Source organism: Streptomyces zhihengii (assembly GCF_016919245.1).
In the GTDB taxonomy this organism is placed as follows: domain Bacteria; phylum Actinomycetota; class Actinomycetes; order Streptomycetales; family Streptomycetaceae; genus Streptomyces; species Streptomyces zhihengii.
On sequence record NZ_JAFEJA010000001.1, the window covers coordinates 5,907,155 to 5,929,991 of the forward strand.

Sequence of the window (22,837 nt, forward strand, 5' to 3'; positions counted from 1 at the left end):
CGCCCGCACCGGTGACGGGCGGCCCGCCGCGACGAGATGCCGCGGGGCACCCCGGTAGAAAGGGCTTTCTGAGACGATGGGGGCGTCCACGTCCCCGCAGCACCGGAGCCCTTCATGCCCCAGATCACCGTCGACTGCTCACCCGGCGCCCGAACCGCCCTCGACCGGCGGACGTTCGCGCTCGCCCTCCACCGGCTGGTCGTCGACACCGTCGACACCCGGCTGGAGGCCTGCAAGACCCGCTTCCGCCCCGCCGACGAGACCGTCGTCGGCGACGGGGAGACGGACGCCCCGCTGGTCCACGTCGGCATCGCCCTGCTGCCCGGCCGCAGCGAGGAGCTCAAGGCGCGGCTCTCGCAGGCCGTGGTGGACCTGCTGCTGGAGCACCTCGGCACCGCCGGCGGCGTGGCGCCGCACGTCTCCGCCGAGATCCGCGAGCTCGAACCGTCCTACCGCAAGCGCTGACCCGGCACCACCAGCGGCCCCAGCCGCACCAGCCGGCCGACGAGATCGCCGAACGGGCCGTCGGCCGGCTCCCGGGAGAGGATCTCCGCCAGCACCCCGGCCATCTCCTCGTCGTACGCCGCGCTCACCGCCGCCAGCGCGGCGAAGTCGTGCACGAGCTGCAACTCCAGCTCGCCGCGCGGGACCAGCCGCCCGTCCAGCCAGATCAGCGCCGTCGACTCGGCGAGCGACACCCAGGAGCGGACCACCAGGGCCAGGCGCGGCGAGGGTTCGGCGACGCCGAGGTGGGCGAGGATCTGGTCGTACGCCGCCTGCCGCACCCCGTCGATCATCGCGTGGGTGGTGGACGAGCCGACCGCGGGGCCGCCGCGCATCAAGGCGGAGAAACCCGGGCCGTGTTCGTCGACGAAGTCGAAGAAGCGCCCCATGACCCGCAGCAGCCGGGCGCCGAGCGGGCCGTCGTGCGGCTCCTCGAACAGCCCGGCGAGCTCGTCGGCCGCGCGGCGCAGCGCCGCCTCGTACAGGCTCTGCTTGCCGGGGAAGTAGTGGTAGACCAGCGGCCGCGAGATGCCCGCGGCGGCCGCGATCTCGTCGATGGAGACGTCGTCGGGGGAGCGGTGGCTGAACAGCTCCAGCGCCACGCCGATGAGCTGCTGCCTGCGTTCCTCGACGCCCATCCTGCGCCGTACCCCGGTCGTCATACGAACACCCTACCGAGTGCCCGCGCGCGTCCGACCGGGGCCGTCCGGCTCCGGGCCGGTCAGGGGCGCAGCAGCAGCACCGTGCCGAGCGACCGCTGACCGGTGGAGTCCGAAGGGCGGTTGACGATCCCGCCGGACGCGGTGGCCATGACGCTGGAGCCGCCGCCGTCGAGGTTCATCGCCTCGCGCGCGCCGAGCTGCCGCATCAACTGGGCCGCCTGCGCGACCCCGAGGCCCTCGCTGTACCCGGCCTGCCGGCCGTCGACGACCACGATCATCAGCCGTCCCCGCTCGTCCTTCCCGATCATCGAACGCGGGTTGGCGCGCACCGTCCAGTTGTAGGTGAAGGTCTGGTCCGGGCCCTCGCGCACGATGCCGTCGCCGACGGCGTTGACCGACACCCGGCCGTCCCGGACGAGGGACGGGCCGACCTGGAGGATCGTCGTGTCCGGGGTGAGCGCGACCTTGACGCCCCTGCTGTCGAACACCTCGTCGGTGACGGCCGCGGTCCCGCCCGGCCGCAGATGGGCGAGCAGCCAGGTGGCGCTCGCGCCGGTCGCCTGGATCGTGGACCCGCCGGGCGGAACGGCCGCCCCGCGCGAGGTGTTGACCGCCGTCACCGTGCCGGCGGCGTCCAGCACGGCCTCCGCGCCGGCCCCCGACGGGGGCTGTCCCCACTCCGGGGTGAACCGCACCAGCTCGCTGGTGTCGGTGCACTTCAGGTCGTGCTGCGGCTTCTCGGTCGGCACGTCGCCGCCCACACCGCCGCAGTTCCACACGTCGCCGGGTATCCGGTTCACCCCGTCGACCTCGGTGCTCGCGCCGCCCGCGCGCAGCGTCACCCGGGCGCGGAAGGTGTCCACGTCGAAGGAGCGGCCGCCGCCCGAGAAGCGGATGCCCGCCCGGCCCTGGGTCGCCGAGCCGATGAGCCGGCCGTCCTTCACGTACAGGCCGCCGGGGGCGTTGTTGTAGAACCACTGGGCGTTGACGCCCGCCGTGGCGCCCGCGGCCGCCATCAGGTCCGTCAGCTTCTCGGTGCCGTTCAGCGTCGGACCGAAGCCGGTGTCGAGGGAGCCGCGGAAGGCCGCGAAGTCCACCCGCATCACGTGCACCTTCTGGGGCGCCCTGAAGTCCCCGCCGTCCTGCGGGACGTAGCGGGTGCCGCCGGTGAACCCCGCCGCCTTGACGCGGGCGAGGTCCGCGGAGGCGCCGGTCTCCTGCGCGTACCGGCCGATGCGGACGGTCCAGCCGAGGGTGGTGGCCCGCAGATCCGCGAAGGAGGGCGTCCTGACCTCCTCGACGCGCGGCTCGAACCCCTTGCTCCGCAGGGCGTTCGCCACCCGGTCGGCGGTGGCCCGGGGGCCGAGCGCGGTGTTCGCGGAGGCGAGGGGGCCGTCGGGGGCGACGGGCAGGTAGACGTGCACCGTCCACCGGTCCTCGGACGCGGCCCGGCTGCCGTACGACAGCGAGGTCAGCGTGACCCCGTCCGTCACGGTCGTGGTGACCGGCGGCGCGCTCTGCTGGAGCGGGCGGAGCGCGGACGGCGGCTGGGGCTTGACGGCGGATCGCGGCGGCGGCACGGCCTGGGCGCCGGGCACGGCCGTCACCGCCCCCAGCACCGCTGCCGCCGCCGCCAGGGAGAGAGACGTGCGCTGCATGAGCGTCCTTCCGTCGTCGGAACGTAAGGCAAGGCAAGGCGCAGTCGATTGCGGGCAGATGTCTCGGAGTACAACAGCCGAGGCAGCCCGGTGGAAGCCTCCGGACCGGCCACACAGAACGAGCCATTCCTTTTGTCCGGGGCTGTCTGACGGCCCGTCCGCCGGGGCGCGGGCGGCGGGGCGCCCGACAGGGGGGTCTGCGGGGGTGTCCGGGCGGGCGGTCTCAGCGCAGGGGCTGGACGCGGGTGCCGTCGGGGAGGAGGCCGTGGAGGTCGGCACGGGCGCCGGGGCGGGAGCGGACCGCGAGGAGGGCGCCCTCGCTCTCGCCGCTCACACCGCCGGTGAGGACGACCGAGCGGAACCGCCCGCCGCCCGCGGCCAGCGCGTACCACTGCCCCGCCCTCGACTGCCACAGCACGCCCGCGAGCACCCGGGGCTCCCGCACCCCGCAGGCCGGGGAGTCCTCGGCGCGCGCCACCACGGTGCCGGGAGCGGACGGCCGGTCGGCGGGCGGCTGGAACTGGGCCATCACCCGGGCGCCGGCACCCCGCCAGGTCTCCGCGCGGGTGCACACCCAGGCGGCCGTGCCGTTGGCCTCGGGCAGCCGCTGGAGGGCGAACCGCCAGGCCCCGACCTCCCGCACCCCGTGCGCGCGCAGCTCCCGGAGGGAGCACGCCGTCCGCGCCCAGGCCGTCAGCGCCGCGGGACCTGCCACGTCGGATGCCGCCGACGGCGGGCCGGACAGCAGCCGGGCCGGGGCGAGTTCGCCCAGGTCGGTCAGCAGTCTGGTCCCGTCGCCGTCGCGGATCTCCAGCGTCTCCCAGGAACGGCAGGCGCCGTCCCCCGCCGGGCTCGGCAGCGCCGCCGTCACCCCGGAGGCGTCCCGCGCGAGCGGACGCGCAGGCGCCGCCGGGTCGAGGAGGTCCCGGACGGACACCTCCCGCACCCAGGGGGCCGTCAGATAGCGCACCCGGCCACCCGGCCGGGCCACCACGAGCGCCGCGGCCGACACCGCGTCCGCGGCGTCGGTGCGGGCGAAGTCGAGGGCGGCGCCGCCCCCGCCGAGCGGCTCGGCGTACCGCACGGCACGCAGCCCGTCGTGCAGCAGCACGACGCGGGCGCGCTCCACCACTCCGGCGAACAGCAGCCGCGGCGCGCCCGCCGGGGGGCCCGACGAGGTGCCGGGCGTGGCCGAGACGCGCACCTGGCCGCCCGGCTCCGCCCAGGCCGCGAGCGCCCGGTCCAGCAGCGCGCGGTCCCCGGTGAGAGGGCCCCGGGGGGGCCACACCGAGAAGTCCCGCCGGGTGGCGTCCCGCCAGGCCGTGGGCGCCGCCCGCGTCGGCCCGGCCGCCTCCGTGTCCCGCCCGGGCGACGGCCCGTCCTGCGGGAGGCCGAGCAGCCCCGCGCACACGGCCAGCGCGGCGACGGCCACCACGCCCGCCCGCACCCGCCGCCTGCGGCGCAGCAGCCCGGGCGGACGCGCCTGGAGCGCGCACGCGTCGAACGCGGGCGAGGCCAGCAGCGCCGCCGTGCCCGCCGCGTCCGGCAGGGCGTCCGCCGCCGCCAGCGCGCCGTCCGGATCGGCGGCGCCCGCCGCCGCCAGCACCTCGCGGGCCGCGGGGGCGGTGAGCCCTTCCAGCCGGCGCAGCACACAGGCGGCCCGGCCGGCGGCGCCGAGCGCGGACAGTTCGCGCTCCAGGGCCAGTTCGGCGGCGCCGGCGGCGCGCGGGAGCAGCCGCAGGCCCCAGCCGCCCCAGACCCTCGGCAGCGGCGGGTGCGGCCGTCCGGCCGTCCGCAGCGCCCGCCGCAGCAGCCGCACCCGCAGGCCGTCGTACCCGGCGGAGCCCGTCTCCCCGGCCCGGCGGGCCCTCGGCACGGCGGGCACCGCGGGCCCGGCGCCGCAGCCGGGCAGCGTGCGCTGCACGAGCGCGTGCGCCGCCAGCACCCGCCGGCCCGGATCGGACGCCGGGGGCAGCACCAGGTACGCGATCCGCACCAGCCGCGGGTAGTGCGCGACGAAGTCCGCCTCCAGCAGGTCTCCGGGACCCGCGGGCGGGGCGGGGCTGAAGGCCGTGTCGGCTCGCTCGGGACGCACGTTCAGCAGAACGAGCCAAGGGGCCCCGCGGTCACCCCGTGCCGCCCGCCTCCGGTGGGCCCGGCACGGTCAGACGGCGGCGGATCCGCTCCAGGTCCCCCGGTTCCACGCCGAGGCCGTCCGTCGCGTACGCCTCCATGGAGCCGTGGCGCCGCTCGACCTCCTCCAGGGCCGCGCCCAGGTACTCCGGTACGACGCCGATCACGGCCAGGGCCGTCTCCGGGCGGCCGCCCTGCACGGTGTACCCCTCCACCAGCGGCGCGTACGCCTCCCGGACCGCGGCGTTGACGGAGAGGTACTCGGCCCGCACCGTCTCGGGCGAGGCGCCGAGCAGGGTCAGCACCACGGTGGCCGCCCAGCCCGTGCGGTCCTTGCCCGCCGTGCAGTGGAACAGCAGCGGCGCGGAGTCCGCGCCGGCGAGTTCGGTGAGGAACGCCCCGTACGCGGCGCGCGCCGACTCCGTGGTCACGAACGAACGGTAGATCCCGGCGAACAGCTCGGGGCCCCGGCCGCCGCCGAGTTCCCGCTCGGCCTCGACCGGGTCGGCGAGCAGCCGGCGCAGCCGGGCCGCCGCCGGCAGCGCCCCGGCGGCGACCTGGTCGGCGAGGACGTCCGCCAGGAGCAGCCGGCCGCCCTCCGGGATCCGGTCCGGGCGGGCGTCGCGCTCCGCCCGGGTGCGGAAGTCGACCACCGTCCGCACACCGAGGGCGGCGACGGCGGGGTCGGCCGCGGTGTCCAGCCGGTCGAGCTGCCCGGACCGGAAGAGCACACCGGCGCGCACCCGCCGTCCGCCGGACAGCCCGGTGCCGCCGAGATCGCGCAGGTTGGCGACGGTGGTGGAGGGAATGGCGCCCATGCACGGAATGTAGGCGCCCCGCGCCTCAGCCGGCCGAAGCGACACCGCCGGTGAGCGACCAGCCGCTGAAACGCACCGTGCCCCGCGCCCCGCTGCCCCCGTTGGTGGCGCTCATGAAGAAGCCCGCGTCCTGGACCGCCGCCGCGCCCGGCACGTTCACCGTGGCGACGGTGCGCCAGGTGGTGCCGCCGTCGGTGGAGCAGGAGCCGGTGAACGCGGTGCCGCCGTCCTTGGTGAGCCGCAGCAGCACCGGCGCGGTGACGCCGGTGATCCGCCCGTAGCTGTCGATCGTGCCGTCGCCGTCCGTGTCGAAGGACAGCGCGACGCCCTGGCCCGGGGTGACGGCCAGGTTCAGGAAGCCCCCGCCCATCGGCTCCGCCAGCGCGTTGCGCACCGCGATCCCCGCCCGGGCCCAGGTGCCGGTGTTGTCCTGGGAGTCGACCCGCAGCACCACGCTCGCCCCCGCGGTGAACGCGCCGGGCAGGTAGGCGGTGCCGAACTGGGTGGTGCCCCGCCACAGGTCGTTGCCCGCGCCGTTGATCGCGAGCCGGTCGCCGAGCTGCCCGAACACGGCCGCGTTGGAGGTGAAGGTGCGCCACCGCGGCTCCAGCGGCGCCGCCAGGTGCACGCTGCCCGACTGGGCGGACGTCACCCTCGTCTCGGAGAGCGGCCCGTACTGCGTGGTGAGCCCGTACGCCATGGGCACCAGCGGTTCGGTCAGCGCGCCGTCCGGGGCGGTGACCCGCCACGACACCGTGCCGGTGCCGCCCTCGGGCACCCCGTCGAGGACGGGTTCCCCGTCGGCCTCCGCGTCCAGCCCGGTGAGCGCGAAGTCCACGCGCCCGGTCGCCCGCAGCCCGTTGAGGTTGCGGAACGACGCCGTCAGCGTGCCCGTGCTGCCCGGGGTGAACGCCGGCGGATCGACCGACACCGTCACCACGCCCTGGTAGGGCGCCCGGGACAGGGTGTCGAACACCCGCTGGGCGGTGCGGTGGGCGTCACCGGTCGGACGCACCGGATAGACCGTGCGCTCCTTCGTCCACGCCTCCTCCTGCGGGTAGAAGTCGAAGGACTTCGGCGCGCGGCCCTCGGCCAGCGCGTCGCCCACCTCGCCCAGGTACGCCTCCCACTGCGGCACGTGGACGTCCGCCATCAGCCCCTGCCAGTCGCGGTTCGCGTAGTTGCCGAGGGTGTTCGCGGTCGGGCGGTCCGCCCAGGTGGAGATCAGGACGCGTGCCGTCCGCTCCAGCCGCTCCGCCTCCTCGGGGCTGGTGGCCAGCCGCTTGGCGTCCTCCAGCCACGGACCGGTCAGGAACATCCGGTGGCAGCCGGCCATCGTGTCGGTGAGCAGCATCAGCTTCAGGAACACCGCGGACACGGCACGGAACGTCTCCGCGTCCCGGGCGCGCCAGGCCGCCCGCAGGGCGATCTGCAGGGTGCGGGAGCGGTTGGCCAGCGCCTGCCGGGCCACGTCCGTCAGGTCGTACCGGTAGGTGTCCGAGTCGCGCAGCGCGGGAGCCACGTCCAGCAGACCGGTGAGCGCCCGGTCGAAGCCGGCCGGGTCGAAGGCCGTGCCGATCGCCGTCGTCAGCGACGGCCGCCGCGAGAACAGCGAGTCGTACGGCCGGCCGTCGGTGCTGGTGAGCCGGTACGCCGTGGCCGCCAGCGCCGCGAACGCCTCCCGTGCCGCGGGGTCGTCCCCGCCGTAGCGGACCGCGCTGTAGTCGGCGAACCACGCCGCCCGGTCGGTCTTCTCCTCCCGCCAGGCCAGTTCGCTGAAGAGCTCCGCCGCCGCCGGATCCCGCTCGGCGGCCTCCGGCATGTAGGCCGTGCCGGCCAGCGCGCTGCCGGACTTGTCGCGCCAGGCGGTGAACTTCTCCGTCCAGCGGTCGGTGTTCGCGCCGAGGGTCGTCCGGCCGCCGAAGTTGGGGATGGTGCCGAACGCGTACGGGGCCCCGCCCCAGTCGGTCTCCCGGTCGGTGACGGTGTCCAGGTCCGAGAGGCCGTCGACGACGAGGAGCCCGGACCGGTCGAGCGAGTCCAGCAGCAGGGGGCGGGGGTTGGACTGCCAGCCGAGGATCACCCAGGTGGCGCCGGGGCGGGCGGTCCGCAGCGAGGTCTCCACCGCCCGGGCCGCCTCGGGGACGGGCACGTCGCCCGGGGTGCCGCCCTCGTGGAGCAGGTCCATCTTGAAGTACGCCACCTCGCCGAACAGGTCGGCCTGGTGGCGGTAGAAGGCGGCGGCCACGTCGGCGAACGCCTTCGTCCGCGGGTCGAGCCAGTCGGGGCGCCGCATCCCGCCGCCCCAGGTCCCCTGGGGCACCGTCCGGGCGTCGCTGCCCGGATTGCGTGCCGCGAAGCCGTCGGGCACCGTGCCGAAGTAGCCGGGCAGGACCGGCCGCATGCCCAGTTCGCGCAGCCGGTCGCAGATCCTGCGCCCCAGCTCGGCACGGCGCTCGATCAGCGCGGTGGACGGCGGTCCGCCGAACTCGCTCATGTTCTGGAGCAGCCACCAGGGCTGGTGCGAGGGCGCGGGGAGCCAGGCGCGGGCCTCGGTGTCCGAGTAGCCGAAGTCGGTCAGCAGCCGGTGGTAGACCGCCTCCTGCCCGGCCGTCACCAGCACCTCGTTCCAGCCGTGCAGCGCCAGCACGTCGAGCTGGCGCTCCCAGCGCGGCCAGTCGGCGTAGGGGGCGGTGTAGCCGTCGTGGGTGTCGTTGTACACGAACCGGTGCGGGACGGTCGCCGACCGCTTCAGCGGCGCCGCCGGGGCCGGCAGCTCCGGCGGCAGGCCGAGCCGGGAGCCGGCCCACGAGATGTGCGCCCGGCAGACGTACTTGAGGTACCAGTGCACCCCGGTCAGCAGCACGCCGGCGCTGGTGCCGGTCACGGTGATGCGCCCCGCGGTGCCGGTCACCTCGAAGCGCTCGGGCCCGCCGACCGTACGCAGGGTGAACTGGCCGGCGTGGTCCGGCAGCAGCCGCCGCAGCGCGGCGAGCGCGGCACCGGCCGCGTCCGCGCGGGCGGACGGCGCGGCGGGCGGGACGGAGGGGGAGGGGACGGCGGCGGTCGCGGGGGTGTGCGCGCCGAGCGCGGCGCCCATCCCGACGGCTCCGGCGGTGCCCAGCAGAGTGCGTCTCGACAGCTCGTACATACAGCGCTCCTCCGTGTTGCTCCAAGCGGTGCTCCGGCGGCAACGGGTGCGTGCGGAGCGCAGGTTACCCGCGGTTCTCTCCCGCGCAGGGGGACCGGAGGGGCACGATGGCCGGATGCGGACGACAACGACCACGAACACACCACGGACGGCCCGGACGGTACTGGCGGTTGCGCTCATCGTCCTGGCGTCGGCCTGTTCACCGGGTGAACGCGATCACGGGCGTGTCGCGGATACGGGCACGGCCTCCGCCGCCCCGCGCACCGCCTCGGGCAGCCTGGAGGATCTCGCGCGGCAGGCCGGCTGCGAGCCGAACATCCAGACGGACGCGGCCGAACTGCGGCAGGCGAACTGCGCGACGGCGCAGGGGAAGTACGTCCTCGCCACCTTCGCCACCGAGGACGGGCAGCGCGTCTGGCTCGACGAGGCGGACGACTACGGGGGGACGTACCTGGTCGGCGGGAGCTGGGTCGCGGTCGGCGACGAGAAGGTGGTGGCGGCGCTGCGGGGCCGTCTCGGCGGCACGGTGCGCACCGGAACGGACCACGGATCGCACCCGGGCGGCGGCACCTCCGGCGGCGGTACCTCCGGAGCCGGGGAGCACGAGGGCCACGAGAGCCCCGCGGGCGACGGAGGCCACGAGGGCCACGAACGCCACGAAGGGACCCCTCAGGGCTGACCGCACGGTGCGGTGGACGCCGCCCGCCCGGCCCCAGGCCCGGACCGCGTCCGCCGCACCCCGTACCGACCGCCGGGCGCACGTCCGCACGCCCGCGCCGTCCCACCGTCCGCGCACGCCGAGGCCGGGCGGGTCCGGGAGCATCGCTCCCGGACCCGCCCGGCCTCGGCGTGCTCAGCGGGTCAGCGGCACCTCCGCCCGCCGTTGATGCAGCTCACCATCTTGTTCATCAGCCTCTCGTCGAAGACGTTGATGAAGTCGCCGTGGTCCGTGACCGGCTTGTGCAGCTGCTCGGGGAACGAGTCGACCGCGAACACCGAGGCGTTCCCCCCGTCGAAGACCGGCGGCGGCACGTCGTAGACGATCCGCTGCACGAGCTGGGGGATCGCCCGGAAGCCCTGCGGGCAGCGCCCGCCCGCGTCGGCGAACGCCACATGGGTGCGGTGGTTGGCGCTGTCGGTGTTCTGGCCGTCCCAGCAGCTCTGGAACGCGAAGGTGCGCACCACCTGGCTGTTCTCGGGGCAGATCGGGTACTTGTCCTTGAGCTGCCGGTCCTCGAAGCCCGTGCAGCTCCACGAGGCGTTCGCGTTCGCGTCGCCGTTGACGAAGGCCTTCGCGTCGCCCGTGATGATGCGCAGGAACCGGGGCATCGCGGTGACCTTGCTCCGCGGGCTGCCGACGAAGGACAGGGTGACCTGCGACGGGGTCTGGATCTCGCCCACGTTCTGGTCGTTGCCGCCGCCGTCGGCCGCCGCGTCGTTCTCGTCCTGGCCGTTCTGGAGCCGCAGCACCGGCCAGTAGTAGGTCGACCGGTCGCCCTGGTTGCGGCAGGTGGTGGCGCCCGCGGCGAGGTCGTCGTCGCTGGCGAAGGCGTCGTTGGCCTGGTTGCCCACGTAGTCGTGCATGTGGTGGGCGCCGTTGCTGACACCCGGGGCGACGATGACGTTGTCGGGGTTGAACTTGCCGTTGGCGTTCACACCGCAGTCGGTCGTGAAGGTGCCGCGGGAGGCGCCCCGGCGGTTGCGCGGCTGCTGCACGTTCGGCTGCACGTCCTCGATCGCGACGAAGTCGCCCGCCTCGGGGCCGTTGCCGGCCTGGCCGCCGTTGCCGCCGTCCTGCCCGCCGCCGTCCCCGTCGCCGTTGCCGCCGTTTCCGTCGCCGCCGTCCTGGCCGCCGTTCTGGTTCTGGCCGTCTCCGCCGTTGCCTCCGTCGCCGTTGCCTCCGCCGTTCCCGCCGTCACCGTTCCCGTCGCCGCCGTTCTGGCCGTTGCCGTCGTCGCGCAGGGTGCAGGGAGCCATCTGCTCCAGCCCCTGCGGCCGTTCGGCCGACCGGTCGATCAGTGCGACGATCCGCTGAATGATCACCAGACGTTCGTTCCGCAGCGGCGCCAGGATCTGGTTCTCGCCGAAGGCGCGGTCCGCCTCCACCCGCTGCCGGTTGTCGGCGAAGCGCTGGTAGGCGACCGTGATCTGGGAGTCCAGCGTGGCGAGTTCGCGGTCGACCGCGAAACGCTGGTCGTCGGGAACCTCACGCAGCGAGTTGCCCACGTCGGGGCAGTCGATCGTGGACACCGACCGGCCGTCGGCCGCCCGGGTCCGGTTCTGCTGCTGGCCGTCACGCCCGCCGGGCCACCACCCCTCACCGGCGGAGGCATAGGAGTTGGCCGCGATCAGCCCGCCCCCGCCCAGGATCAGTGCGGCCGAGGCGGCGATCGCCCGGTTGGCCAGCTTCGAGCGTTTTCTTGATGTGCGTCCCATGGAACTCCTCTGCTTCGTTGCCGGGGTGTGTGGGATGAAAGGGGGGTCCCGGCAGAGGGAGAAGCGCGCCGTTCCATACGGCGGGGGCGCGGGAGGCGTTCAGCGCCGGCGGCAGTTCGTAGGATGGTCCAACGGCACATGCGGACGAGACTGGTGAAGCCGGACACCGGTCCGGCCCCCGTCCGTCGTGGCTACCCGCGGTCCAGGTAGGCCAGCACCGCCAGCACCCGGCGGTTGTCGTCGTCGGACACCGGCAGACCGAGCTTGGCGAAGATGTTGGAGGTGTGCTTCGCGATCGCCCGCTCCGTCACCACGAGCTGCGTCGCGATGGCCGTGTTCGAACGCCCCTGGGCCATCAGCTCCATGACCTCCAGCTCACGCGGCGTCAGCGCGCCGATCGGCTGGTCCTGGGAGCGGCGGCTCAGAAGCTGGGAGATCACCTGCGGATCCATCGCCGTACCGCCGCCCGCCACCCGGCGCACCGCGTCGACGAACTGCTCCGCGTCGAAGACCCGGTCCTTCAGCAGGTAGCCCACCCCGCCGTTGCCGTCCGCCAGCAGCTCGCGCGCGTACAACTGCTCCACGTGCTGCGACAGCACCAGCACCGGCAGCCCGGGCCGCGCCCGCCGGGCCGCGAGCGCGCACTGCAGCCCCTCGTCGGTGTGGGACGGCGGAAGCCGGACGTCGACGACCGCGACGTCCGGCTCCAGCTCGGCGAGCGCCTTCGACAGCTCCGGGCCGCTCTCCACGGCGGCGAGGATCTCGAAGCCGAACGCTTCCAGCATCCGCACCAGGCCGTCGCGCAGCAGGAACAGGTCTTCGGCTAGGACGACGCGCAAGGGATCTCCATGGTGACCATGGTGGGACCGCCCGCGGGACTGCTGACGGCCAGGACGCCGTCGAATGTACCGAGCCTGCGTTCGACCCCGCTCAGCCCCGAGCCGGCTCCGACCGAGGCCCCGCCCCCGCCGTTGTCCGTGACCGCGATCCGCAGCGAGCCGTCGGTGTGCGTGATGTCGACCCATATCCGGTCGCCCCCGCCGTGCTTGACCGCGTTCGTCAGCGCCTCGCTCACCGCGAAGTACGCCGCCGACTCCACCGGCGCCTCCACCCGGCCCGTCATCTCCACGTCCACCTCGCAGCTCACCGGCAGCCGCAGCGCCAGCGCCCGCACCGCGTCCCCGAGCCCGCGCTCCGCCAGCACCGGCGGGTGGATGCCGCGCACCAGGTCGCGCAGCTCGGTCAGCGCCTCGGCCGACGACGTGCGCGCCGCCGCGATCAGCTTCTTGGCCTGCGCCGGGTCCTTCTCGATCAGCGCCTCGATGGTGCTCAGGTTCATCCCCATGGCGACCAGCCGCGCCTGCGCGCCGTCGTGCAGATCCCGCTCGATACGGCGCAGTTCGGCGGCCGAGGTGTCCACCGCGTCGTGCCGGGTGGCGGTCAGCCGGTCGATGCGCTGCTCCAGGTCCCCACGGCTCGGGGTCAGCGAGGCCGCGGCGATCCTGAAGTGGCTCCGCACCAGCAGCGGGTTCACGAAGGTCGCGAGGACCATCCAGCCCAGGCCGAGGACGGCCGCCAGCCCCGCCGTCCCGGCGCTGTCCACCGGCAGGAAGGTGTACCAGTAGGTGCCGCCCGCCTCGACGATCGGCTTCCACAGGCCCACGGCCAGCAGCAGCCCGAAGAGTCCCTCCAGCCAGAGCGCCGGCGCGAGCAGCGCCACCGTCGCGCCCGCCGTGATGTCGGTGAACAGCCACTGCATGTCCCGGCGGGTGGCCGGATCCTTCATCATCCGGACGCACCGCTCGACCTGCCCCGCGAGCCCGCCGCGCGCCGGTCCCCCGGGCCGGTACGCGCTGGGGATGCGGACCCCGGACCACTGCGCGGCCAGCAGCCGGCGGCTGTTCGCCTGGGCGCGGACCAGCGACAGCAGCGGGGGAGTGGTGAAGATCCCGATGCCGATCGGGATCAGGCTGACGGACACCAGCGTCAGCGTGAACAGCAGGACCGAGCCGATCAGTGCCGTCAGGGCCAGCGCGAGCCCCCGCACGCCCGCCACCAGAGAGGCCCGCAACCTCGTGATCATCGTCAAGTCCCCTCGTCGTCCTGTCTCGGCGACCAGTCTGGCGGGCCGCCCCGGCCCGCCGCACTGGCCCCCGGCACCCGGCGGGGGTGTACCTGGCACCACCCCCGGACCGTGTCGCCACGGCTCCCGGACAGGGGGCCCCGGCGGCTGGGGCGGACGGCCGCCGCTTCCTAACGTCGTCACCCGATCCGTACCGAATCCATCGGCGGCGAAGGCCCAGGGGGAGCGCCCGGTGAAGAACAATCTCGCGGCACGCATCGGTGTGTGGAGCGCACACCATCGCAGGACGGCCGTCATCGGCTGGCTGCTGTTCGTCGTGCTCAGCACCGTCGTGGGCGGCGCCTCCGGCATGGTCGAGATGACCGAGTCGGAAGCGGGCAGCGGCGACTCCGCACGGGCCGTGCGGATCCTCGCGGACGCCGGTCTGGAGCAGCCCGCCGGTGAACTCGTCCTGGTCAGCGGCGACACCGCCGACGCCTGGCGCCCCGCGGCCCGGGACCTCACGGCGGCGATCGAGCGGACGGGCGAGGTGAGCCGGGTCCAGCCGCCGCTGCCCTCGAAGGACGGCCGGGAGGCGCTCGTCCGGTTCGAGATGAAGGGCGACGCCGCCGGGGCCGCCGACCGGGTCCAGCCGGTGCTCGACGCCGTCCGGGACACGGACCGGGCCCACGACGGCGTGGAACTGCACCAGTTCGGCCGGGCCAGTGCCGAGAAATGGCTGGCCGACCTGCTCTCCGACGACATGCGCAAGGCCGAGTTCACCGCCGTGCCGCTGGCGCTCGGCATCCTGCTGGTCGCCTTCGGCGCGCTCGTCGCCGCCCTGCTGCCCGTGGTGCTCGCCCTGACCGCCTGCATGGCCGCCTTCGGCCTGCTGTCCCTCGCCAGCCACCAACTGCACCTGTTCCAGACCACCTACTCGGTGATGTTCCTGGTCGGCCTCGCCGTCGGCGTCGACTACTGCCTCTTCTACCTGCGCCGCGAACGCGACGAACGGGCCGCCGGCCACGACGCGGAGACCGCCCTGCGGATCGCCGCCGCCACCAGCGGACGCGCGGTGCTCGTCTCCGGCGCCACCGTCATGCTGGCGATGTCGGGCATGTTCCTGTCCGGGCTGATGCTCTTCGAGGGCTTCGCCCTGGCCACCATCCTCGTCGTCCTCATCGCCATGCTCGGCTCCGTCACCGTGCTGCCCGCGCTGCTGGCCTGGCTCGGCGACCGCGTCGACGCGGGCCGGCTGCCCTTCCTCGGCCGCCGGCGCGACGGCGCCCGGGAGAGCGGCGCGATCGCCGGCGCGGTGCTCCGCCCCGTCCTCGCCCGCCCGCGCCTGTTCGCCTTCGCCTCGCTCGCCGTGCTGCTGGCCCTGGCGGCGCCCGCCGCCGGGATGAAGACCGAACAGCTCGGCATGGAGAAGCAGTTCGGCTCCGACGCGCCGCTCACCGTCGCCCACGAGCGGATCACCGAGGCGTTCCCCGGCGGACCGGAACCGGCGCGGGTCGTCGTCACCGCCGACGACATCACCGCCCCCGCCGTCACCGCCGCGCTCGGCGGCTTCGAGCGGGTCACCGTGCACCGGGAGAAGAACGTCGCCGAGATCGAGGTACCGCTGCCCGGCGACGGCAGCGACACCCGCTCCCGGCGGGCCCTGGCCGACCTGCGCGAGCACCGCCTGCCGGACGCCTTCGACGGCACCGGCGCCACGGTGCTCGTCGCCGGCGAACTCGCCGAGTCGGTCGACTTCAACGACCAGCTCAAGAAGGGCATCGTCCCGGTGTTCGTCTTCATCACCGTGGTCACCTTCCTGCTGATGCTGGTCTGCTTCCGCTCCTGGGTCATCGCGCTGACGTCCGTCGTGCTCAACCTGCTCTCCGTGGGCGCCGCCTACGGGGTGATGACCGCCGTCTTCCAGCACGGCATCGGCGCCTCGCTGATCGGCGCGGAGGCGGTCGGCGCCATCGAGGGCTGGATGCCGCTGTTCGTCCTGGTGGTGCTGTTCGGCCTGTCGATGGACTACCACGTCTTCGTCGTCTCCCGGATCCGCGAGGCCCACGACCGCGGCGCCGACACCCCCGCCGCCATCAGCGAGGGCATCCGCCGCACGGCGGGCGCGGTGACCGGGGCCGCCGCCATCATGGTCGCCGTCTTCGCCGTCTTCGCGACCCTCTCCATGCAGGACATGAAGCAGATGGGCGTGGGCCTCGCGGTGGCCGTCCTGCTCGACGCGACCCTCGTGCGCATGGTGCTCCTCCCCTCGACCATGTCCCTCCTGGGCCACCACAACTGGCCCCGCCGCAACCGGAAGCGCCCGGTCCCGGCCCGCCGCTCCAGCCCCGCCGGCGTCTGAGGCGCTGCGCACGAGTCCGACCGCGAGGGCCCGCCCCTCCCAGCCCCGCCGGCGTCTGAGGCGCCCGAGCGCGGCCCCGCCCCTCCCAGCCCCGCCGGCGTCTGAGGCGCCCGAGCGCGGCCCCGCCCCTCCCAGCCCCGCCGGCGTTTGAGGCGACCGCGCGGAGCGCGGTGCGGGTCCGGGCGGAGCCCGGGTGGCCGGCCCCGGGAGCATCACGCTCCCGGGGCCGGCCACCCCGTGAACCCCGCCCCGCGACAGCCGAGCCCCCGCGGCAGCCGAGCCCTCCGCGACAGCCGAGCCCCCCGCGGCAGCCGAGTAACCCCGGGTCACTCCCGCCGAGCCCCCGGCAGTGGCACCATGGCGCGACGATGACGGATGCCCGGTCGCCCCTGCGCGCCCTGCGAGCCGCACTCTTCGCGGCAGTGGCCGTGCTCCTGGCCGCGATGGGGCATTCGTCCCTGTCTGCGCACGACATCCCGCCCTCCGCCCTGCTCGCCGCCCTCGGCGTGACCGCCGCCGCGGGCTGGGCGGCGGCCGGCCGCCGCCGGGGCCCGTGGTCGATCGGCACCGGACTCCTCGCGGTGCAGGGCGCGCTGCACCTGCTCTTCGCCGCCCCCGCCCGCCCGGGCACCGCCCACCACCACACGCCCCACCCCGCCTACGGCACGGCCCCCGTCCAGGACACCGCCGCGTACGACGCCCCCGTCCAGGCCCTCGGCTCCGACACCGGCATGATCGCCGTGCACCTCCTCGCGGCCGCCGCCTGCGCACTCTGGCTCGCCCACGGCGAGTCCGCGTTCTTCCGGCTCGCACGCACCGTGCTCGCCTTCGCCTTCACCCCGCTGCGGCTGCTGCTCGCCACCGTGACGCCGCCCGGCCCGGCACGCCCCGGGCCCGCTCCCGTCCGCGCGGAGCCGCGCCGCCCGCACCATGTCGTCCTCGCGCACACCGTCGTCCGCCGGGGCCCGCCCGTACGGCCCGTCCCCCGCGCCACGGCCCCCGGAGCCACCGTCTGACACGACCTGGGGGCCGCTCTCCCCATGTCGACGTCAACTCCGAGGATGACCATGTCCATCGACGCCCAGAGCAAGGGCACCACCCCCGCGGACGACGGAATACCCACCCCCGCACCCGCCCCCACCGAACCCACCCCCGAACCGAAGCCCGGGACGACCTCCGGCCCCGCCGGCAGAGGCACCCTCCGGCCCCTCCTCCTGCGCCTCCACTTCTACGCCGGGCTGCTCGTCGCCCCGCTGCTCCTCGTCGCCGCCGTCAGCGGCCTCCTCTACGCGCTCTCCTTCCAGGCGGAGAAGCTGGTCTACCGCGACGAACTCCGCACCTCCGTCGGCGAACGGGTCCTCCCGCTCTCCGACCAGGTCGCCGCCGCCCGCGAGGCCAACCCCGACGGCACCGTGACGGCGGTCTGGCCCTCGTACGAGGACGGCGCGACGACCCGGGTGCTCATGACCTCCCCCGAGGTCGACGAGGGCCTCTCGCTGGCCGTGTTCGTCGACCCGTACACCGCGGAGGTGCGCGGCGAGCTCGCCTCCTACGGCAGTTCCGGCGCGCTCCCGCTGCGCACCTGGCTCTCCCGGCTCCATGTCGACCTGCACCTGGGCGAGCTGGGCCGCCACTACAGCGAACTGGCCGCGAGCTGGCTGTGGGTGGTCGCCCTCGGCGGTCTGCTGCTCTGGGTGGGCCGCAGGCGCCGCGCGCGGCGCGACCTGGTGCTGCCCGACCGCACCGCGACCGGACGCCGCCGCACCCTGTCCCGGCACGGGGTGGTCGGACTGTGGGCCGTGACCGGCCTGGTGCTGATCTCCGCCACCGGCCTCACCTGGTCGCGCTACGCCGGCGAGAACATCGGCGCCCTCCAGGACCGTCTCGGCGGGGCGACCCCCGCCGTCTCGGCCGCCCTGTCACCGGGCGCCGGGGACGGCGGCGGGCACGAGGGGCACGGCGACGGGGGCCACGCCGGTCACGGCGCCTCCCACGAGGGCGCCGACTTCGGCATCGACAACGCGGTGGCCGCCGCCCGCGGTCACGGCGTCGACGGCCGGATCGCGGTGACCCTGCCCGCGGACGGCACCGGCTACGTGGTGAAGGAGACGGACAACGAGTACCCGGTCCATCTCGACGCCGTCGCCGTGGACCCCGCCGACGGCCGGGTCATCGACGAACTCCGCTTCGACGACTATCCGCTCCTGGCCAAGGCGACCCGGCTCGGCATCGACGTCCACATGGGCGTGCTGTTCGGGGTGGTGAACCAACTGGCGCTGGCCGGCCTGATGGTGGCGCTGATCCTGCTGGTGGTGTGGGGCTACCGGATGTGGTGGCTGCGCAGGCCGACCAAGGACGCCCGGCTGTCGTTCGGCCGCCCGGTGCCGCGCGGCGCGTGGCGCAGACTGCCGGTGACGGCTCTGCTGCCCGTCGCCGCGGTCGCGGCCGTCGCCGGCTGGTTCGTGCCCCTGCTGGGCATCAGCCTGCTGGTGTTCCTGGCCCTCGACCTGGCGCTCGGCGCACTGTCGAAGGCCAGGAAGACGCCCGCCGGGCCGCCGGACACCCCCTCGGGGGCCGACGCTCCCTCCGTGACCGGCGCCCCCTAGACGCCGGGCACGCCGGGCACGCCGGGCACGCCGGTCACCCGGCCCGAGCCGGGCACGCCGGTCACGGCGTGTACTTGTAGCCGACCCGCCGCACGGTCTGGATCGTGCGGCGGTGCTCGGCGCCCAGCTTGCGCCGCAGCCGGGCGACATGGACGTCCACGGTCCGGCCGTCGCCCACATGCCCGTAGCCCCACACCGTGGTCACCAACTGGTCGCGGGTGTGCACCCGGTTCGGGTGGGCGACGAGGTGCGAGAGCAGCTCGAACTCCAGGTACGTGAGGTCCAGCACCCGCCCGTCGACCTCGGCGGTGCGCTGCACGGAGTCGATCACCACCGGCCCCTCACCGGCCGGCGGCTGCTGCTCGGGCACGGCGCCGAGCAGCGCCTGCTGGTCGGCGGGCACCAGCACCAGGTAGCCGACCATCGGCGGGCGTCCGGGCAGCGAGGGCAGGGCGTGCGGGGGAGCCGGCAGCAGGGTCGCGCCCGGCGGCAGGAACTCCGTGACGTCCACGACCTCGTCGGGATCGACGGCACGGAGCCGGTGCCGGCCGAGGAGCGGCGGCACGGCCGTGGCGGGGGCGCCGGCGGAGCGGGCGGCGGAAACGGTCGAGAGGGTACGGGTGTTCACCATGAGAGGTCAGCTCTTTCGCGCGGGAGGAAGACGGACGAAGTCGTACGTACGTCGTGCGCGCCGGCCGAAGACCCGGTCGAGCGGCGGAGAGCCGGTCGAGTGGCTTTAGAGGGCCTGCGCGTTCACCGCGCGGCAACACACCCGGTCGAAGTCATGGTGCTGACGGGAAGGCCAGAACGGCTCGAGGTCGGTGCGCCCCGTCGCCGTGTCGTGCTGCTCAGTCCTGACCATGGCTTCATTGAAGCAGACGCCCCGCGTTCGCAGCACACCCGTCCCGCACATCGGGATGTGATCCTCCCTTCACAGTCGGCATTCGGCCACCTGTGCGGACGCGCCGGTCCGTTGGGCCGCCGGCCCGCCCACCGGTGTCGGTCCTGGCGGGACGGACCCGCCCGGCCCGCCAGGACCCCGCCCCACGGGCACGCGGACGGGCCACGACCGACCGGAAGCCACCGCTGCCCGCCGCCCGGCCTACGCCCCCGGAGCCGCTGTCGCCGCCGCTCCCGAGCGCACTCCCGTCCCCGCTCCGGTGCGCGCTCCCGTGCGCGCGAGCAGCATCCGGGCCAGTGCCCGCGCCTCGTTGTCGATGTGCGGTTCGCCGTCCGGGAACAGATGGGTGACCACCCGCCGCTCGGAGTGCGCGAGGCGTTCCACGGCGGGCCGGGCGGCCGCGGGCAGCACGCCCATCGCGAGCAGCGTCCGCACCTGCCGCACCTGCGGCTCGTGGAAGTCCCGTGCCCGGCCGAGGGCTTCGGCCACCACGGGAGCGATCCCGTCCGTGCGGCCGGTGATCCGCCAGAGCGCCTCCGCCGCCTCGACCGCCCGCCGCCGCACGCTCGGCCGTACCGAAGCGGAGGCGTACGCCGGCGGCTCGACCAGCGGGACCAGCGCCGCGCCCGCGGCCCCCAACGCGCCCGCGGCGTCCAGGTCGTCGGCGGACGGGTCGGCGCCCAGCCGGGGACGGAGGATCGCGACCGCGGGCGCGGCGTCCCCGGTCACCCGGGCGAGCGCGAGGGCGGCGGCGAGGTCGCCGCGCTCGGCCCGGGCGCGCAGGGCCCGCGCGGCCCGGCCGCCCGCCGCCGGCCCCGCCGCGCCGAGCGCCCCGGCGGAGGCGGGCAGCAGCGCGACGAGGGCGTCGGCGCACCCGGCCGCGAGTCCGGGGTACGCGCACAGCACACCGGTCCACTCCGCCCGGGGCGCCGCCGCCACCCGGGCCGCCACCTGCCCGGCCGCGTCCCCGCCCGTCTCGACGGCGGCCCGGACGACGGTCGCCGTGGCGATCCGCGTCCCGAAGACCGGGTCCTCGTAGCCGGGCAGTGCGTCCATGAGCGCGAGGACCCGCTCGGCCGCGCCGGGCAGCCGCAGCCGTACGGCGGCCAGCGTCGCCGCGACCCTCGTCCCCGGCTCCGCCGAGCCGAGGAACGGCTCCAGCCAGTCCGCCTCCGCCACCCCCGTCGGCGCCCCGCCCGCGCCGGGCTCCGCCGCCCACGCCCGGCCACCCTCCGGCAGCCCGCCCGGGCCGGGCTCCGCCGCCCCGTCCCCGCGCGCAACGGGCTCGTCCGTCCCAGCCGGCGCCCCGCCCGCGCCGGGCGCGGGCACCCCACCCCCGCCCGGCGCCAGCGCGGCGCCGATGCGGGCGATCGGCAGCAGGTCGTAGCGGTGGTCCACCGCGGCCGCCAGCGCGGGCAGCGCGTCGGCCTCGCAGTCGCGCCAGAGGTCCGTGAGCCGCTGCGCGATCGGCACCCCCAGGGCGAGGGCGCGCCGGGCGGCCTCCCGGTCCTCCAGCAGGCGGTCCGCCAGCGGGACATAGGGGTGGGGCCACTCCCCGGCGTCGTCGGGGAGCGCCGGGAACGCGGCGGCTGCCGCGTCCACCAGGGGGCCCGGGAACGGCGGCCGGGCCGTGCGCAGCAGGTCCGTCACCGCCGCCCTGCGGACGGCGGGTTCGGGGGCGGACAGCAGCGCCGTGTTCCGCGCGGTGCGGGCGGAGTCCGACACGTCCAGCAGGCCGAGCGCCGTGACGAGCCGCGCCCGCAGCTCCGGTTCGCGCTCCTCGTCCAGCCGGGCCCGGAGCAGCGGCAGCAGCGGCACGGCGAACGGGCCCGTCGCGGTGACCAGCCGGACCACGGCCTCCCGCACGGTGCCGTCGTCGTGCTCCGCGAAGCGCAGCAGCGGGGGGAGCGCGGCGGCCACCGCCCGGCGTGCCGCGTCCCGTTCGCGCCCGTGCCCGTCGGCGGCGGCCGTGAGCAGCCACAGCCGCCGTACCAGGCCCTCGCCCCCGTCCCGGGCCAGCCGGCCCACGAACGGCACCGCAGCGGCCGTCGCGGAGTAGACGTCCCCCTGGTGGCACAGCGACGAGAAGAGGTCGTCGTAGGCGGCCTCCCGCGTCTCCCCGTCCGGCGAGAGCGTCGCACGCAGCATCTCCGGGACGTCGTCCGCCGGCCCGTACGCGTGCTCCAGCGAAGGCCAGTCGACGGCCTCGATCCCCTCCAGCGGTTCCGTCATGGCGCCGAGGCTAGGCGAGCGCCGGTCGGGGGCGACCACGGGGGCGCCGGGACCGCGCGGCGTCCCGCACCCGTGGCGCCCGGCCCCGGCGATGGCGCGCCCGCCCCCGGCGGGACCCCGGCGGGGCCGCGGCGCCCATGACGAAGGGGGCGCCCGCCTGGTCGGCGGGCGCCCCCTTCCCCGGGCAAGGGGTGCTCAGACCTGGCCGGCCTTCTCCAGCGCCGAGCAGCAGGTGTCCACGATCAGCCGCGTCACCAGGTACGGGTCGACGTTGGCGTTGGGACGGCGGTCCTCGATGTAGCCCTTGCCGTCCTTCTCGACCTGCCACGGAATGCGCACGGAGGCGCCGCGGTCGGAGACGCCGTAGCTGTACTCGTTCCACGGGGCGGTCTCGTGGAGACCGGTCAGGCGGTCGTCGATGCCGGCGCCGTAGTTCTTGACGTGGTCGAGCGGCTTGGAGCCCTCGCCCAGCGACTCGCAGGCGGTGATGATGGCGTCGTAGCCCTCGCGCATCGCCTTGGTGGAGAAGTTGGTGTGCGCGCCCGCGCCGTTCCAGTCGCCCTTGACCGGCTTCGGGTCGAGGGTGGCGGAGACGTTGAAGTCCTCGGCGGTGCGGTAGAGCAGCCAGCGGGCGATCCAGAGCTGGTCGGCGACCTCCAGCGGCGCCAGCGGGCCGACCTGGAACTCCCACTGGCCGGGCATGACCTCGGCGTTGATGCCGGAGATGCCCAGACCCGCCTTCAGGCAGTTCTCCAGGTGCGCCTCGACGACGTCACGGCCGTGGATCTCGTCGACGCCGACGCCGCAGTAGTAGCCGCCCTGCGGGGCCGGGAAGCCGCCCTGCGGGAAGCCGAGGGGGCGGTCGCCCTCGAAGAAGGTGTACTCCTGCTCGATGCCGAAGATCGGCTCCTGCGCGCCGAACTTCGCCTCGACCTCGACCAGCGCGGCCCGGGTGTTGGAGGAGTGCGGGGTCATGTCGATGTCGAGGACCTCGTTGAGCACGAGGACGTTGTCGCCGCCGCGGATCGGGTCCGGGCAGACGAAGACCGGCTTGAGCACGCGGTCCGAGGCGTGGCCCTCCGCCTGGTTGGTGCTGGACCCGTCGAAGCCCCAGACGGGCAGGTCGGCGAGGGCCGTCGAGGAACCGGACGCGAGGATCTTCGTCTTGGAGCGAAGCTTGGCGGTCGGCTCGGTGCCGTCGATCCAGATGTACTCAGCCTTGATGCTCACGGGTCTCATCCTTTGCGGGTGCAGCGGTATGCCGCGCAGCTTCGCAATGCGCGATTTCCCGGCCGTTGCCCGTTTGTGAACC

At 75.3% G+C, this 22,837-nt stretch carries 16 protein-coding genes; 5 read left to right on the forward strand and 11 right to left on the reverse strand.

Going from position 1 to position 22,837, the window contains the following annotated elements:
* The first annotated feature begins 114 nt into the window (after positions 1-114).
* Positions 115-465: a 5-carboxymethyl-2-hydroxymuconate Delta-isomerase gene (locus JE024_RS25100; protein ID WP_205375750.1), complete on the forward strand. Its 351-nt coding sequence runs from the start codon at positions 115-117 to the stop codon at positions 463-465.
* Here the strand turns inward: JE024_RS25100 and JE024_RS25105 are convergent.
* The 5 genes from JE024_RS25105 to JE024_RS25125 form a co-directional block, all read right to left on the reverse strand.
* Positions 450-1,166 (reverse strand): TetR/AcrR family transcriptional regulator, encoded by a 717-nt coding sequence (locus JE024_RS25105; RefSeq protein WP_205375751.1) that lies wholly within the window; start codon positions 1,164-1,166, stop codon positions 450-452. The genes JE024_RS25100 and JE024_RS25105 overlap by 16 nt on opposite strands.
* Positions 1,167-1,225: 59 nt before the next feature.
* Positions 1,226-2,824 (reverse strand): phosphodiester glycosidase family protein, encoded by a 1,599-nt coding sequence (locus tag JE024_RS25110; protein WP_205375752.1) that lies wholly within the window; start codon positions 2,822-2,824, stop codon positions 1,226-1,228.
* A gap of 223 nt (positions 2,825-3,047) precedes the next feature.
* Positions 3,048-4,919: a hypothetical protein gene (locus JE024_RS25115; RefSeq protein ID WP_244883068.1), complete on the reverse strand. Its 1,872-nt coding sequence runs from the start codon at positions 4,917-4,919 to the stop codon at positions 3,048-3,050.
* Between the two features lie 31 nt (positions 4,920-4,950).
* Positions 4,951-5,775: a tyrosine-protein phosphatase gene (locus JE024_RS25120; RefSeq protein ID WP_205375753.1), complete on the reverse strand. Its 825-nt coding sequence runs from the start codon at positions 5,773-5,775 to the stop codon at positions 4,951-4,953.
* Positions 5,776-5,800: 25 nt separating this feature from the next.
* Complete coding sequence (locus tag JE024_RS25125) at positions 5,801-8,926, reverse strand: alpha-N-acetylglucosaminidase (RefSeq protein WP_205375754.1); 3,126 nt, start codon at positions 8,924-8,926, stop codon at positions 5,801-5,803.
* A 115-nt stretch (positions 8,927-9,041) separates the two neighbouring features.
* Between JE024_RS25125 and JE024_RS25130 the strand changes: the two genes are divergently transcribed.
* Positions 9,042-9,605, forward strand: coding sequence for a hypothetical protein (locus JE024_RS25130; RefSeq protein ID WP_205375755.1), 564 nt, complete (start codon positions 9,042-9,044; stop codon positions 9,603-9,605).
* Positions 9,606-9,787: 182 nt separating this feature from the next.
* On the opposite strand, the gene JE024_RS25135 is transcribed toward JE024_RS25130, so the two are convergent.
* The 3 genes from JE024_RS25135 to JE024_RS25145 form a co-directional block, all read right to left on the reverse strand.
* Positions 9,788-11,362, reverse strand: a complete 1,575-nt coding sequence (locus tag JE024_RS25135) for a DUF1996 domain-containing protein (protein ID WP_205375756.1) — start codon at positions 11,360-11,362, stop codon at positions 9,788-9,790.
* Between the two features lie 191 nt (positions 11,363-11,553).
* A complete protein-coding gene (locus JE024_RS25140) occupies positions 11,554-12,201 on the reverse strand; it encodes a response regulator transcription factor (protein WP_205375757.1) in 648 nt (215 codons plus the stop codon).
* A complete protein-coding gene (locus JE024_RS25145; protein ID WP_205375758.1) occupies positions 12,186-13,445 on the reverse strand; it encodes a sensor histidine kinase in 1,260 nt (419 codons plus the stop codon). The genes JE024_RS25140 and JE024_RS25145 overlap by 16 nt, the downstream gene beginning before the upstream one ends.
* Positions 13,446-13,677: 232 nt before the next feature.
* On the opposite strand from JE024_RS25145, the gene JE024_RS25150 reads away from it, so the two are divergent.
* The 3 genes from JE024_RS25150 (at position 13,678) to JE024_RS25160 (ending at position 18,392) form a co-directional block, all read left to right on the forward strand.
* Complete coding sequence (locus JE024_RS25150) at positions 13,678-15,786, forward strand: MMPL family transporter (protein ID WP_372449837.1); 2,109 nt, start codon at positions 13,678-13,680, stop codon at positions 15,784-15,786.
* A 368-nt stretch (positions 15,787-16,154) separates the two neighbouring features.
* Positions 16,155-16,802, forward strand: a complete 648-nt coding sequence (locus tag JE024_RS25155) for a hypothetical protein (protein WP_244883069.1) — start codon at positions 16,155-16,157, stop codon at positions 16,800-16,802.
* 51 nt (positions 16,803-16,853) lie between these two features.
* Positions 16,854-18,392, forward strand: coding sequence for a PepSY-associated TM helix domain-containing protein (locus JE024_RS25160; protein ID WP_205376722.1), 1,539 nt, complete (start codon positions 16,854-16,856; stop codon positions 18,390-18,392).
* A 61-nt stretch (positions 18,393-18,453) separates the two neighbouring features.
* On the opposite strand, the gene JE024_RS25165 is transcribed toward JE024_RS25160, so the two are convergent.
* The 3 genes from JE024_RS25165 to glnII all read right to left on the reverse strand — a co-directional run bounded on the left by JE024_RS25165 (position 18,454) and on the right by glnII (position 22,755).
* Positions 18,454-19,023, reverse strand: a complete 570-nt coding sequence (locus tag JE024_RS25165; RefSeq protein WP_205375759.1) for a winged helix-turn-helix domain-containing protein — start codon at positions 19,021-19,023, stop codon at positions 18,454-18,456.
* Between the two features lie 471 nt (positions 19,024-19,494).
* On the reverse strand, positions 19,495-21,525 hold the full coding sequence (locus tag JE024_RS25170; RefSeq protein WP_205375760.1) for a hypothetical protein: 2,031 nt from the start codon (positions 21,523-21,525) through the stop codon (positions 19,495-19,497).
* A gap of 195 nt (positions 21,526-21,720) precedes the next feature.
* Complete coding sequence (glnII, locus tag JE024_RS25175; RefSeq protein ID WP_205375761.1) at positions 21,721-22,755, reverse strand: glutamine synthetase; 1,035 nt, start codon at positions 22,753-22,755, stop codon at positions 21,721-21,723.
* Between the last annotated feature and the right edge of the window lie 82 nt (positions 22,756-22,837).